Annotated in this window: 15 protein-coding genes; 10 read left to right on the forward strand and 5 right to left on the reverse strand. The window is 39.6% G+C overall.

What is annotated here, in order from left to right:
- Positions 1 to 145 precede the first annotated feature (145 nt).
- From H5072_RS02555 to H5072_RS02570, 4 genes are all read left to right on the forward strand, one after another.
- A complete protein-coding gene (locus tag H5072_RS02555) occupies positions 146 to 445 on the forward strand; it encodes a hypothetical protein (protein ID WP_032095867.1) in 300 nt (99 codons plus the stop codon).
- Between the two features lie 137 nt (positions 446 to 582).
- Positions 583 to 1,194 (forward strand): hypothetical protein, encoded by a 612-nt coding sequence (locus H5072_RS02560; RefSeq protein ID WP_182692571.1) that lies wholly within the window; start codon positions 583 to 585, stop codon positions 1,192 to 1,194.
- A 133-nt stretch (positions 1,195 to 1,327) separates the two neighbouring features.
- Positions 1,328 to 1,699 (forward strand): energy transducer TonB, encoded by a 372-nt coding sequence (locus tag H5072_RS21450; RefSeq protein WP_182692572.1) that lies wholly within the window; start codon positions 1,328 to 1,330, stop codon positions 1,697 to 1,699.
- 112 nt (positions 1,700 to 1,811) lie between these two features.
- On the forward strand, positions 1,812 to 2,270 hold the full coding sequence (locus tag H5072_RS02570) for a GNAT family N-acetyltransferase (protein WP_182692573.1): 459 nt from the start codon (positions 1,812 to 1,814) through the stop codon (positions 2,268 to 2,270).
- 123 nt (positions 2,271 to 2,393) lie between these two features.
- On the opposite strand, the gene H5072_RS02575 is transcribed toward H5072_RS02570, so the two are convergent.
- The gene (locus tag H5072_RS02575) at positions 2,394 to 3,074 is read right to left on the reverse strand and encodes an SDR family oxidoreductase (protein WP_182692574.1); all 681 of its coding nucleotides are present in this window, start codon (positions 3,072 to 3,074) and stop codon (positions 2,394 to 2,396) included.
- Between the two features lie 48 nt (positions 3,075 to 3,122).
- On the reverse strand, positions 3,123 to 3,803 hold the full coding sequence (locus H5072_RS02580) for an SDR family oxidoreductase (protein ID WP_024597442.1): 681 nt from the start codon (positions 3,801 to 3,803) through the stop codon (positions 3,123 to 3,125).
- Between the two features lie 275 nt (positions 3,804 to 4,078).
- Between H5072_RS02580 and H5072_RS02585 the strand changes: the two genes are divergently transcribed.
- On the forward strand, positions 4,079 to 4,933 hold the full coding sequence (locus tag H5072_RS02585) for a mechanosensitive ion channel family protein (RefSeq protein WP_101216298.1): 855 nt from the start codon (positions 4,079 to 4,081) through the stop codon (positions 4,931 to 4,933).
- Between the two features lie 98 nt (positions 4,934 to 5,031).
- Here the strand turns inward: H5072_RS02585 and astB are convergent, their stop codons facing one another.
- The 3 genes from astB to H5072_RS02600 all read right to left on the reverse strand — a co-directional run bounded on the left by astB (position 5,032) and on the right by H5072_RS02600 (position 8,601).
- Positions 5,032 to 6,378, reverse strand: coding sequence for an N-succinylarginine dihydrolase (gene astB / locus H5072_RS02590; protein ID WP_004334492.1), 1,347 nt, complete (start codon positions 6,376 to 6,378; stop codon positions 5,032 to 5,034).
- A gap of 636 nt (positions 6,379 to 7,014) precedes the next feature.
- Positions 7,015 to 8,121 carry an L-dopachrome tautomerase-related protein gene (locus H5072_RS02595; protein ID WP_182692575.1) on the reverse strand — a complete coding sequence of 369 codons (1,107 nt, stop codon included), beginning with the start codon at positions 8,119 to 8,121 and terminating at the stop codon, positions 7,015 to 7,017.
- A gap of 45 nt (positions 8,122 to 8,166) precedes the next feature.
- On the reverse strand, positions 8,167 to 8,601 hold the full coding sequence (locus tag H5072_RS02600; protein WP_024595413.1) for a MarR family winged helix-turn-helix transcriptional regulator: 435 nt from the start codon (positions 8,599 to 8,601) through the stop codon (positions 8,167 to 8,169).
- A gap of 123 nt (positions 8,602 to 8,724) precedes the next feature.
- Between H5072_RS02600 and H5072_RS02605 the strand changes: the two genes are divergently transcribed.
- The 5 genes from H5072_RS02605 to H5072_RS02625 all read left to right on the forward strand — a co-directional run bounded on the left by H5072_RS02605 (position 8,725) and on the right by H5072_RS02625 (position 14,187).
- A complete protein-coding gene (locus H5072_RS02605; RefSeq protein WP_024595412.1) occupies positions 8,725 to 9,153 on the forward strand; it encodes an organic hydroperoxide resistance protein in 429 nt (142 codons plus the stop codon).
- Between the two features lie 176 nt (positions 9,154 to 9,329).
- Positions 9,330 to 9,686: a metalloregulator ArsR/SmtB family transcription factor gene (locus H5072_RS02610; RefSeq protein WP_024595411.1), complete on the forward strand. Its 357-nt coding sequence runs from the start codon at positions 9,330 to 9,332 to the stop codon at positions 9,684 to 9,686.
- A gap of 20 nt (positions 9,687 to 9,706) precedes the next feature.
- On the forward strand, positions 9,707 to 10,717 hold the full coding sequence (locus tag H5072_RS02615; protein ID WP_182692576.1) for an ArsJ-associated glyceraldehyde-3-phosphate dehydrogenase: 1,011 nt from the start codon (positions 9,707 to 9,709) through the stop codon (positions 10,715 to 10,717).
- 24 nt (positions 10,718 to 10,741) lie between these two features.
- Entirely contained in the window at positions 10,742 to 11,959 is a 1,218-nt protein-coding gene (arsJ, locus tag H5072_RS02620) for an organoarsenical effux MFS transporter ArsJ (protein ID WP_182692577.1), read from the forward strand.
- Between the two features lie 107 nt (positions 11,960 to 12,066).
- Positions 12,067 to 14,187 carry a methyl-accepting chemotaxis protein gene (locus H5072_RS02625; protein ID WP_182692578.1) on the forward strand — a complete coding sequence of 707 codons (2,121 nt, stop codon included), beginning with the start codon at positions 12,067 to 12,069 and terminating at the stop codon, positions 14,185 to 14,187.
- Positions 14,188 to 14,222 lie beyond the last annotated feature (35 nt).

Here is a 14,222-nt window from a genome sequence, read left to right on the forward strand (position 1 = left end):
AATATCAAACACTTCTATATTCTGCGTAAAAATACAGTAATCGATTGAACCAAAATAGGAACTCAGCTATGGTTTGTTTATCAATAAAACAAATTTAAAAACGAGTTAATCTACAGGCTCGTTATACGCCAGAGATTGGAACCTGATGCTTTTATTACACGGAACAGCTGAGTTTACAGAAGAAAATGGACGTTTCGAAAAGGGAAAACGATATGCATTTAATATGTTTTCCAGAGATGAGAATTTAAAAGAAATAATCGAGGATGTTGCGCTTTATCTTGGCGATTTGGGCTGGAATGAAATTGACGTTAAAAAAACTGGAAAAGTGGCAAGTGATGCAGAAATTACAAAACCTTTGCTTCAGCAAGCCTTTAACTATGCTAAAGAGAACAGATTTAGTGTTATTACTTACCAAGATCCGGTAGATGAAGAATTGAAGCTTTAGGTATGACGTATAACAAAAAAATTAAGTTCGCTCGCTGCGCGGGCTGGGACGCAAACATGTGGGCTGCTCACTTCGTTCGGATTTTAGCCCACATGCCTGCGCCCCTTATTTAAAGGTTATACGTACTGGAGAGTTTTGTGCTAGATGAAATTATTTCTCAGCTTAAAGATAAAAAGTCACCTAAACGACGCTCTGCGGCTAAGAAATTACGCAAACTTAAAAATATCGATGCAGGCCCTTTTCTATTAAGTGCTTTGGAAGAAGAACTTAAAGATTTGCGTACTTGGGAAACTCAGTACCAAATGGTTATGGCCATTGGTGAATGCGGCTATAAACCTGCCCTAGATTTCCTTCAAGCACTGGGACACCGAAAATTCGAAGCAACAATGGTCTATGTTGCTATCGGTGATGCAATCCAAAGATTATCAATGAAAAATGAACAGGATGTTACAGCGGTATTTTATGCCATAGATTCAGGTAACGATATGCTAGTTGACGGAGCTATTCGAGCAATGGCAATGCTCAAGATCGTTCCAGTAGATCTACATATAGAAAAAATAATTAATTATGTTACCGCTCAAAACAAAAATGATGGAATGCACTTTTGGGTATTAGCTGCTGCTCCTGGTTGGTCAGGTAAAAAGATTGAGGAATACTTGGTTTTCTGCGCAACTTCAAAACGTGACGAAATAACTAATGCCGTTGAGTTAGCTAGAAAACAAAAATATAAAAATTGGTCTCCGTTGTAGCTACGTATAACAAGTACGTAAACCAGACCAGAAATGCGTCGCTCAATTTGTGTATGGGCTGCGCCCATTTTCACACAAACTGCCCGCCACATTTCTGGCTGGTTACGTAGGCGTTATATTTTAAGGATGATTCGTGCGTAAATTTCTAACAATATTAATTTGTTCAACTTTAATCAGCTGTGCGTCGACTCAAGTAGATCAAAATGCAGACCAGACTGTTTATCAACTTGATCAAGTTAATGCTCCTTCTAAATGGATTGTTCATATCTCTCCCATGTACCCTAAAAAAGCGTTGGAAGAAAAAATTGAGGGTTGGGTAAAAATGTCGGCCGTTATAACTGAGAATGGTAAGGTGACGGAGATCAAAGTTTTAGATTCTCAACCCAAAGGTTTATTTGAAAAAGAAGCTGAACGAGCTTTTGGTAAATGGCTTTATAAACCTGCGCTTTTAAACGGTAAAACTGTGAAAGTATACCGAGAAGAAACAGTTGAATTTAAAATATAACAAGCAATTCAACAAGGACTAAAAACAGCGGGCTGTTTCGCTTCGCTTACATTTTAGCCCACTATTTTTAGCCTGTTAATATGGGCGTTAGTTGCCAAAAGGAATTGAGTATATGGAAATATTTCACGCCACAATAGAAGATGCAGAATGTTTACTAGAACTTCAGCGCGTAGCTTATCAATCAGAAGCTGAACTGCATAATGACTTTAATATCCCGCCTTTAACTCAAACGCTTGATGAACTGAAAGCAGACTTTGAGAAGAAAATCATTTTGAAAGTTGTTGATAACGGTAAGTTATTGGCAAGCGGTCAAGCTCGCTTAGAAGCTGGTAGTTGTCATATTGGACGCATGGCGGTATGGCCTGAACTGCATGGCCAGGGTGTTGGCTCTAAGTTGCTTTCTTCACTTGAAACTGTATTTCCAGAAGCTAATCGTGTCGAGCTTTTTACAGGGGAGTTTAGTGCTTCAAATTTAGCGATGTATAAACGCCGTGGTTATTCTGAGTTTAAAACGGCAAAGCTGGGTAAAACGAGAGTTGTATTCTTAGAACGCAATCTAAAAAGCAGCTAACAAGCTTTTATTAATGCCGAATATTTTCCCTTCATTCTATCTAGACGGTATTTAGAATTAACAACCATCAGGTTTAATACCATTAGCATTAAACCTGACAGCCCGAACTCAACCAAGCAACATTTAATTAGTCGGCATTAAATAAATCTCGCGTACGCTGTTGCGCTGGTTTGCTTCGATGGCAAAGAGTACGGCGTCGGCTACATCTTGTGGGTCGAGTTTGTCGGGCTTTGCTTCATCAAAAAATGGGGTGTTTACCATGCCTGGTGCTATGGTGGTACAGCGGCCGTTCCATTCGCTCATTTCTTCCGCTAAGTTTTGTCCAAACCCGTAAGCAAACCATTTAGTTGCACCGTAAATAGAGCCTTTTATTGGCTTACGGCCAGCAGCTGAGCTGGTTAATATAAAGTGGCCTTTATTTTGGCGTAAATGCGGCAGTGTTAGTTTTGCAGTCCACAGTAGGGCTTTAATGTTTATGTCGATCATGGTTGACCACTCATCCGGATCGCCTTTTTCGGTGCCAGCGGTTGAAACGCCCATGCCTGCGTTAGCAAAGGCTACATCCAAACGGCCAAACTTTTCAATGCCTTTGGTAACTACGTTTTCAAGTGCGGTAAAGTCTGTGGCATCTGCAGCTACGCTAAGTGCGTTATTTGAGCCTAATGATTCAACTAATTTAGTTAATTTGTCTTCGCTTCTGGCGGTTAAAATGACTTTGTGGCCATTGTTAACCAGCGTTTTTGCGGTTGCTTCGCCAATACCGCTTGAAGCACCTGTAATGAGGACTATTTTTTCTTTCGCCATGATTATTTCTCCTATGTTTACATATTCAAAATTATGAGAATAGTTTTACTAATGAGTGGGTCTTAAATGTATTTCTCTGATGTTATTGCGCTGATTTGCCTCAATGGCAAATAACACAGCATCGGCAACATCTTGCGGGTATAACTTGTCAGGTCTTGCTTCATCAGTAAAAGGGGTATTTACAGCGCCTGGGGTGATGGTTGTACAGCGCCCATCCCACTCACTAATTTCTTGTGCTAGGTTTTGAGAAAAACCATAAGTAAACCATTTGCTTGCACCGTATATAGAGCCTTTAACAGCTCTGCGACCAGTTGCTGAGCTAGTAATAATAAAGTGTCCTTTGCTTTGGCGTAAATGCGGCATTGTTAGTTTTGCAGTCCACAGTAGGGCTTTAATGTTTATGTCTATCATGGTTGACCACTCATTGGGGTCGCCTTCTTCAACCCCTAAAGTGTCTAGCCCTTTACCTGCATTAGCAAAGGCAACATCTAAACGACCAAATTTTTCAATGCCTTTAGCAACTACGTTTTCAAGCGCGGTAAAGTCGGTTGCATCTGCGGCTACGCTAATGGCGTTATCTGAGCCCAACGATTCTACTAATTCAGTTAATTTATCTTCGCGTCTAGCGGTAAGTATTACTTTATGACCATTGTTAACCAGCATTTTTGCGGTTGCTTCGCCAATACCACTTGAAGCGCCTGTTATGAGTACTATTTTCTCTTTTCCCATAGATAACCTCTTTTGTGAACATTGAAAGCTTAAAATAACCATACCAATAAACGATTAACCTATATTGAATAGGGGCTATAAATTAGCTGTAAATAGGTGGGCTCTACGTATCAAAAACCATAGTTTTAACGGTATTTTTAAAGTTGAAATAAGTGATTAAAAAAGATAGGTTTAAATTTTTTATTCTATATACTCGCGCCACTTCTTTTGAAGTCGGTTTTTATTAGATTTAACCATTATTTTGCTGAGTTTCAGCCACATTTATCGGAACAAACATGAAAGATAAGCTTTTAGCGTTTTGGCAAAGCCATTCAGAAACAATCATCACTTTAGGGTACAAAGTGATTTTAGCGTTGGTGATTTTAGTTGCGAGTGCCTTAATTGCACGCTCGGTTAAAAAGGCGATTAAAAACTCTAAATCGCCATTAAAAAGGGTAGATAGTACGCTACTCCCGCTTTTATCGAGTATTGCTGGTTATTTAGTTTATATAATTGGCGGGCTATTTATTTTAGATATTTTTGGCGTTAATACGGCAAGCTTAATTGCGCTAATGGGCGCTGCAGGTTTAGCGATTGGTTTAGCCCTTAAAAATACGCTGAGCAATATTGCTGCGGGTATTATGCTGCTAATACTCAGACCTTTTAAAATAGGCGACTTTGTTGATGCCAGTGGCACGCTTGGTACTGTGAGTGAAATAAACCTGTTTACCACGATTTTTAAAACCACCGACGGTCTTTATATAGCATCGCCTAACGGCAAAGTATGGGGTGGCAATATTAAAAACTTTACCCGTAACGGCAAAAGACGGATGGACATAGTGGTGGGTATTTCGTATGCCGACTCTATTGATGTTGGCTTAAATGTACTTAAAGAATTAGCAGCATCAGAGAGCCGATTACTTGCAGAGCCTGCTCCTAAAGTAATGGTGACTTCAATAGGCGAAAGCGCAGTAAACATTCAATTACGTGCGTGGGCTGTTAATGGTGATTATTGGCAAACCGTGTGGGATTTAAATAAACGTGTTAAAGAAGCAATTGAAGGCGCTGGGCTGAGTATTCCGTTTCCGCAGCGTACGCTGCATTTATCGGAGTCGATGGCGTCGGCAATAACTGTTAACAAAGATGCTTAAATATGTATTAACATAAACATAAACATAAACATAAACACAAATAAAAATAGCGAGTCTTGGCTCGCTATTTTGTATTCGTCTTTGTGTAGGCTGAGGTATTAACCTTCTAATTGAAAGTCGTACACTGAACCTAAATTAAGTAATTGCGTTAGCTCATCAAGTGCTTGGTAGCTTTCGGTGAGTAGGGCTGAGTCTGCAAAGTCACTTGCGCCTAATTTGTCGCGGTAGTTACGTTTTGCCCAGTCACACAGTTGTGTGTATTTAGTATCAGTTAAAATAACCTCTGGGTTTACTGCTGCAAGTTCTTGTTCGTTAAGGGCTACACGTAAACGCAAGCAAGCTGGGCCGCCGCCATTTTGCATACTTTGGCGTAAATCAAAAAACTGTACTTGGTTTACTGGGTTATCAGCCATGATCATTTCTTCAATGTAGGCGTTAACTGCGCTGTTGCGTTTACACTCTTGTGGTGCCACTAACAGCATTGAACCATCTTCAAGGCTCACTAGCTGGCTGTTAAATAAATAGCTACTTACAGCGTCGGTAATGCTTACTTTATCGGTAGGTACTTCAATAATGTAAAATTCTTTATTGCCCACATACGCTTCGCGAATATCTTGCAGTGCCAAAGCTTGGTTTAAAAATGCTTGCTGGTGGCACAGTAATACATTGGCGTTACCTACTGCAATTACATCATTATGAAACACACCTTGGTCTATTACGTCTGGATTTTGCTGTAGTAAAATTTGGCTTGAATCTTTTAAGTTATGTAAGCGACAAATTGCTTCTGAGGCTTCGAGTGTTTGCCTTGCAGGAAATTTAGCTGGTTTTGGTAATTGACTATTAAACGCGCTGGCACCAAATACAAACATTTCAAGGCCTTGCTCGCCGTGGCTGTCACAAAAACGAGTATGGTTTGCTGCACCTTCGTCGCCAAAAAAGCCTTGGTCGGGTAAATGGGTATGATGCGCAAAGTATTTGTCGTTATTAAACATCGCTTTTAATAAGCGCGTAGTGGTTGCAGGCTCTAATGAACGATGAAACTTATTATTTAAATTAGCTGAAGTAAAATGTACTTTGCCGTCGGTTGTATCAGGAGATGGCGATACCGTAGCGGCATTGGCTGTCCACATTGCTGACGCTGAATAACACGCGCGTAATAAAATAGGATCTGCTTTAAATGCTTTGTGAATTACTTGTGCATCGTTACCGGTAAAGCCTAAGCGGCGTAGTACGTTTAAGTCGGGGCGCGCATGAGGGGCAAATACACCTTGAGTTAGGCCTTTGTCGTGCATCGCTTTCATTTTTTCAAGGCCTTGCAGTACTGCCTCTTGAGGATTTGAAAAGCTTGCTGCGTTATTTAACGAGGCAACATTACCATACGATAAACCAGCGTAGTTGTGAGTAGGGCCAACTAAGCCATCAAAATTAACTTCCAAAGCGTGCATACACGTTCCAACTAAAAATTTTCAATAGGATGCAACAATACAACGCATTAGGGCTGCTTGCAAAGTTATAAACGCAGTGTTTTTACTAATTTTTTCGACGTTTTTAAATGTGGAGTTTATTACAATGGGTTGTTTTTATATTGAACGATTAATTTGAAGTTTAATTAAAATGTACACATAAATTTCATAGTGTGCAAAAGCTTAGCCTAAAGTAGGTTTATACATTTAAGCTTTATGCCAAGCCTTTACACAATACGATGTTACTTAACATAGACGCGCTCTTTATCAGCGGTGGTATGGGTATTTGTTGGATCATTAACTTGCCAAACGCTAATATCTAAACGCCATAAAAGGTAAAGGGTATGGTATAAGTTGAACATGGTTTTTCCTTGGTATTTTCACTGAACACATCAGTTTATTGGAAGAAGTATGCCAACATTAACTTGAATATTTTATGAATAGAAATCAGGTATTTAGTATTTAAGTGTAAATACGTACTAAAGGATTAGCACCAAAGCGGTGAAGTATTTTTAAAATATGCACCAGTGTGGTGTGTTTTTAACAAAAAGCCCTGCAACTATTGGGTCACTTAAATGTGCAAGGCTTTTTAAAAAATACAGTCACTTAAAAAGAAAATTAGCGGCCTACTTTTCCTTTTACTAAAGGCTCGAACGACATTACTTTAAACTTACCGTGGCTTTGATTTTTGCCATTATTAAGTACAGGCGAATTATGTAAATCGTCAACGGTAAAGTATATTTTATGATCGGCTCCGTAACTAAAGCCATCAGGCCAGCTTAAGCGTTCGTCCTTAAATAATACTTCGTAGTTGCCAGTGGGTTTAACTACGCCAATTGCGCCATTGGTTATGTCGGTTACATATACGTTACCGCCGCCATCAACAATAATACCGTCTGAAATTGGCTTAGTGCCGTAACGCGTAACTTTGTCTTCAAGTACTTTACCCGAAAGGCTATCGTTATTTATATCGCTGGTGGCAATGCGGTAAACCGACGTGCCCGACATTGAGCCAAAGTAAAGCCAGTCTTCGTTAGGGTCAAGCGTAATAGGGTTAACACCTAAGCGGGCTGGTTGTCCGCCAAGGCTCATTATGCGCCCATCAATAACCATATCGATATTTTCGGCGGTGGTGTAATGGCTATTTTGTAACACTCTGCGTGCGACACCTGTTTTAAGGTTTACCGTAATAATAGCGGCTTGGCTGCCTTGGGCTGTGTCGGCAATGTATACAACGCCATGTTTATTATCGATGACTAAATCGTTTAAAAACGAGGTGTCGGTAATAGTAGGTTTAGCCAGATAAATAATTTTATGCAGTTGCTCTTTGTTTGTATCCCAACCTACTAAGCGCCCAGCGTGATCGGGCCCTGAAGTGTCGAGCATCCATAAAACGCCATCGCTTGATACGTTTATGCCAAGTACGTCGTAAAAACCTTTACCGTTATTGTACGCGTATGCCCATTCTTCATTAGGGTAGGGCTTAGTTGTACCATCGCTTAAAAGCTCCATAATTTTTTGCTTTTGGCCAAAAAAACCATGCACAGATAAAAACTTTCTGCCCGATGGGGTAATAGCAATGTTCCCCGGTGGATGCTGCGCATCAAATGTGGCTACTGTTTTTAAATCAGCATTTTGATTATCGGTATTAGCAGATAAAGCGTTGCTACCTAAAAGAGCCGTGCTACATGCCGCTGCTAATAGTAATTTTTTAATATGAGTCATTTTTAAAACCTTTTAAAACACGTTTATTGTTTAAAAATTAAGAGCCTAATCGGCTAAGTCGTTTACTACTAAATCGAGCAGCTGCATCAACTGTTTCGCTTGTGTTGCATCTACACTATCAAATTTACATAAAATATTTTTAGGAATATCGGCTGCTTTTAACTTAAGTGATTGGCCATGCTTGGTTAGCTGAACTAGGCGTTTGCGTTTGTCGTGCTCATCTTTAATAACAGCCAGTAATGATTTGTCGCTCATTTTTTTGAGTATTTGGGTCATTGCACCGCCATCTATCGCGGTTTTATCTATTAGCTCTGCAATTGTTATTTCGTCTTGCTCCCACAGCGCCATCATTACTACGTATTGCGGATAAGTTAAATTTAGCTCGTTTAAAGGCTCGCGATACGCACGCGCAATGCTGTTAGATGCCATATATAACCGATGACATAACTGATTTTTTAACTTTAATTGCTCAAACGGCATAACGTTATCCTTTATTTCGATACATGGCATTTTAATTTGCATGCAAAGTATTTGCAATCTCTAATTACTTGTTCTATTATTTTGCATGCAAACTAAATTAATTACTAAACTTTGGAGTTCATTATGAATGTATTACAAAACGTAGCTTATACAGCAAAAGCAACTGCAACTGGCGGCCGCGAAGGCGTAGCTAAATCTGATGATGGTCGTTTAGATGTAAATTTATCAACACCTAAAGGTTTAGGCGGAGACGACGGTCAAGGTACTAACCCTGAGCAATTATTTGCCGCAGGTTATGCCGCGTGTTTTATTGGCGCACTAAAATTTGTAGCAGGTAGCGAAAAAATAGATTTACCAAGCGACACACATATTGACTCACAAGTATCTATTGGCGCGATTGAAGGCGGTTTTGGTATTGCAGTAAAACTTGCTGTATCACTAGGTGATATGGATAAAGCTGCAGCGCAGGAGCTTGTAGATAAAGCGCACCAAGTATGTCCATATTCAAACGCAACACGTGGCAATATTGAAGTAGAGCTTTCAGTTATTTAATTAATTGCTAAGTTAACTAATACTGTAATAGCCCAGTGGTTTTGCCACTGGGCTTTTTTGTGCGTGGAGTTTAATAAAAATGAGTCGTTAAATAAACATACAAAAAATCATATATTCACTATTCCATATATTCTGTTTTTGTTTTATTGTATGTGCAATAAAACTGCGAGGACAATATGGAACAATTCAACCCACTTCAATTTTATAAATGCCTAGCGGACGATACGCGTTTAAAAGCAATGCTGCTCATTAGCCATCAAGAAGAGCTATGTGTATGCGAACTGGTTACTGCTCTTGAGCTAAGCCAGCCTAAAGTGTCTCGCCATTTAGCGCAGTTAAGACAATGCGGATTGTTGAGCGACCGTAAACAAAATCAATGGGTTTATTACAGTATTAATAAAGCCCTACCAGAGTGGGCTAAAAATGTATTAACGCAAACGCTTACTGCTAACCCTTCATTTTATGAAAACGATTTAACGCGCTTAAATGTTATGGGTAATCGCCCTGAACGTATTACTAGCTGCTGTAACTAACTTATTAAAGGTATTTAATTATGACTATTAAAGTAGGTATTAACGGTTTTGGCCGTATGGGACGTTTAACTCTGCGTGCAGCAGTTGATTGGCCAGAAATAGAGTTTATTAAAGTAAATGATGTAGCGGGCGATGCTAAAACCCACGCACATTTAATTGAGTTTGACTCAGTACACGGGCGCTTAGCACAACAGGTTTCTAGTGATGATAATAGCTTTAGTGTGGGTAAGCATACGATTGCAGTTACCAACAACAAAGCCATAAACGAAACTGATTGGTCTGATTGCGATGTAGTAATAGAAGCCAGCGGTAAAATGAAAACCACAGAGCTGTTAAATCAATATTTAGCGCAAGGTGTTAAGCGTGTTGTGGTAACCGCACCTGTAAAAGAAGACGGTATTTTAAATGTAGTAATGGGTGTAAACGATGATCTTTATAACCCAAGTGAGCATAACATTGTTACAGCCGCCTCTTGTACTACTAACTGTTTAGCGCCAATAGTAAAAGTACTGCAAGAAAAAGTGGGCATTAAACACGGCTCAATGACTACTATTCACGACATTACTAATACTCAAACGATTATTGATGCCCCTCATAAAGATTTACGACGTGCGCGTTCATGCGGTACAAGTTTAATTCCTACTACAACCGGTAGTGCAACGGCTATTACGCATATTTTTCCTGAGCTTAAAGGTAAATTAAACGGCCATGCCGTGCGCGTACCTCTTACTAACGCATCAATTACTGATTGTGTTTTTGAGCTCGAGCGAGGTGTTACACAAGACGAAGTAAACACGTGGTTTAAAGACGCTGCAAATAACGAGCTACAAGGTATTTTAGGCTATGAAGAAAAGCCGCTTGTATCTATAGATTACAAAACAGATCCGCGCAGCTGCACTATTGATGCGCTTTCAACCATGGTAATTAACAACACTCAACTTAAACTATACGCTTGGTACGATAACGAGTGGGGTTATGCAAACCGTACTGCTGAGCTAATGCTTAAAGTTGCACAAAGTGATTTGGTTTAATCTCGTTTAAAAAGGTTTAACGCTATGTTTGCGCAGTTGGCTAACTTACCGAGCTCTATAAAACAATATTTAATAATTACTGGTAACTATTGGGCATTTACTTTAACTGATGGTGCGCTACGCATGTTGGTGGTGCTGTATTTTCATCAGTTAGGTTATGGCGCATTTGCGATAGCCATGTTGTTTTTGTTTTATGAAATATTTGGGGTGATCACCAATTTAGTAGGTGGTTGGCTTGGCGCGCATTTAGGGTTGAACAAAACCATGAATGTAGGGCTTGGGCTACAACTTGTCGCTTTAGCCATGCTTTGCGTGCCAGGGGATTGGCTAACCGTTGCCTATGTTATGGCAGCGCAAGCACTGAGTGGCATAGCAAAAGACTTAAATAAAATGAGTGCAAAGAGCGCCATTAAGTATTTAGTACCACAAGACGATGCAGGGCAAAGCCAATTATATAAATGGATTGCCATACTTACGGGCTCTAAAAATGCTTTAAAAGGGGTGGGCTTTTTTTTAGGCGGCTTATTACTAACTGTATTTGGTTTTGTAGGTGCACTAATAAGCCTAATTGCATTACTTAGTGTTGCGTGGGTTATTAGTTTAATTTTTTTAAAAGGCGATATTGGTAAAGCTAAAAACAAACCTAAGTTTAAAGAATTATTTTCTAAATCTCGTGCAATCAACTTACTTAGTGCTGCGCGTTTATGTTTGTTTGCGGCGCGCGATGTATGGTTTGTGGTTGCATTGCCGGTTTACTTAGCCGCTCAGTTCAACTGGGATCACTGGTGGGTAAGCGGCTTTATGGCTTTGTGGGTTATTGCTTATGGGCTGGTGCAATCGCAAGCTCCGCGCATAACTGGGCAAAGCGATTCAAATTCACACTCAGTCAAAAAAGCATATTGGTGGGTTGCTTTATTAAGTGGCGTAACCTGTATTTTAGCGTTGTTGATGCAATTTGATATCGCGATACATTTTACGCTTGTAATTGGCTTACTTATTTTTGGTGGTGTATTTGCCGTAAATTCATCACTGCACAGTTACTTAATAGTAAGTTTTGCTAAAAATGACGGGGTGTCGCTCGACGTTGGTTTTTACTATATGGCTAATGCGATGGGGCGTTTGCTTGGTACGGTGCTTTCTGGTTGGGTTTTTCAAGTATATGGGCTTAGTGCGTGTTTATGGGTAAGTGTGTGTTTATTAGTTTTAGCCGCAATTACAACAGCACGGTTAGCTAAACTTTAAAAAACCCAACGTATTGTATTAAATTCAATTTGTTTAACGATATTCATAGCTTCGTTGGTTAGATCTACTAAACTGTATCAGTAGTTTTAATTTAAAGGGTGTAATGAATGCGAGAAATATCGTTAGCAAAAAAGTTACTCTGGCTTAGTGTCGGTAGTATATTTATAACTGTACTAGTGTTATCAGGCGTTTTGTGGTGGCAGTTATCATCAAGTAATAAGCAGTTAGCGACTAAATCTGAAGAGTACATTACTGTAGAAGTAGAAGAAAAGCTTAATGCTCATGCAGCTGGATACGGAGAAAAAATTGCAGGCTTTATTAATGAAGCTTACCGCATTCCTTATTCATTAGCGGCTTTATTAGGTGACGCAGCCAAAAGCGAAACCCTGAGCCGCGATACAGTAGTAAGTATTAACCGCTCGATGTTAGAGCAAAATACTCTGCTTTCTTCTATATATTCGCAATTTGAGCCTAATGCTTTTGATGGGCAAGATTCGAGCTTTAAACAAGGTTACAAACATTCGGTTAATGGTAATGGCACCTTAGAGGTGTATATTACTCGCGACCAAAACGGCGTAATTGAACAGCAAAAAGTAGCTAATGCTGCCGATAAATATATTACCTCTTTAAATGAATTTGGTATTCGTGAAGCGCATTGGTATTTGTGTGCAAAAGACACGCTTAAGCCTTGTATTATGGAACCGTATTTATACGAAATCCCATCGGGCGACTCAGTAATGCTAACTTCGTTAACTGTGCCTATTTTAAAGTCAGGTCAGTTTATTGGTTTAGCTGGCGTTGATTTAACGCTCCCAACTTTTCAGGGCTTAACCGAAAAGCTGTCGAGCGAGCTTTACAACGGCCAAGCAAAAGTAACACTTTTAAGTGATATAGGTTTAATTGTAGGCAGCAGTCACTATAAATCTAAATTAGGCCGCCCATTTAAAGAAGCGGTTAGTAGCAACACTTACAGTGAGCTTGTTAAATTTAAAGGTCAACATGGCCTCTTTAAAACGCCTAGCGAGTATTTAGTCAACTACCCAATTAATATAAAACTAGCTAACACTCAGTGGTCATTAATCATAGAAGTACCTACAGAACTAGCACTTGCAGGGCCTGAAGCGCTAGAAAAAAACATGCAAGAAACAGCAACATCACTCAGATTTATTATTTTAATAACAGGCTTAGTAATTGCTGTGGTTGCTTTTGTTATTATGAAATTAGTAATAGCAGGTGTAATAGCGCCGCTACAACAAATTCAACAACGGGTTGATAACCTCGCAAGTTCTGAAGGTGATTTAACACATACATTACATGTTGATAGCCACGCAGAGCTTATTGCATTAGCTGGTGGGTTTAATAGATTTTTAGCAAAGCTACGTGATTTAATTTCTGAGCTTAAAACGGTGTCTGATCAAACCAAGCAGCAAGGCGAAATAGCACAACACATAGCTATTGATACTAAGCATAATGTGCAATCTCAATTTCAAGAAATTGAAAGTGTGGTAACGGCTATGAACGAAATGAGCGCAACAGCACTTGAAGTCGCCAGAGCATCAGAGCAATCAGCCCAACAAGCCGATGAAATAAATAGCTTGGTAGTGAGCAGTGAGTCGAGCTTATCTTCAGCGATGACGCAAGTTAAAACGATGTCTGAAGAAATTAAAGAAGCTAACCAAGCCGTTGAAAAAGTTGCTTCGCGTAGTAAAGACATTACGCAAATATTAGATGTAATTCGTACTATTTCAGAACAAACAAATTTACTTGCACTTAACGCTGCTATTGAAGCTGCGCGCGCTGGTGAACATGGGCGCGGCTTTGCCGTTGTTGCCGATGAAGTACGTGCACTTGCTTCTAAAACGCGTTCATCAACAGATGACATAAGCCAACTAATTGATAGTTTATTATCTGAAGTAGGTAACGCATCTACCGTTATTGAAAAAGGCGTAGTACGTGCAAAAAATGCCGTTGATGAAACATCAGTAGCTTTTGATGCTCTGCACAGTGTTGTTGTTAAAGTTGATGAAATAACCAACCAAATTACACATATTGCCACCGCTGCTGAAGAGCAAAGTTTAGTGACTGAAGAAATAAACCGTAATTTAACGCTTATCTCTGATGCCGCATCGCAACTTGCTGACTTATCTACACAAGCAGGGGATAGCAGCGAAGCGCTTAATGCACTTGTTGCCCAGCAAGATAATGAACTTAACAAGCTTAAAACGTAACTTACAAATTAAGCTTTAAGCAAAAAAAAATGGCC

Source organism: Pseudoalteromonas sp. SR45-5, assembly GCF_014163565.1.
Classification (GTDB): Bacteria; Pseudomonadota; Gammaproteobacteria; order Enterobacterales; family Alteromonadaceae; genus Pseudoalteromonas; species Pseudoalteromonas distincta.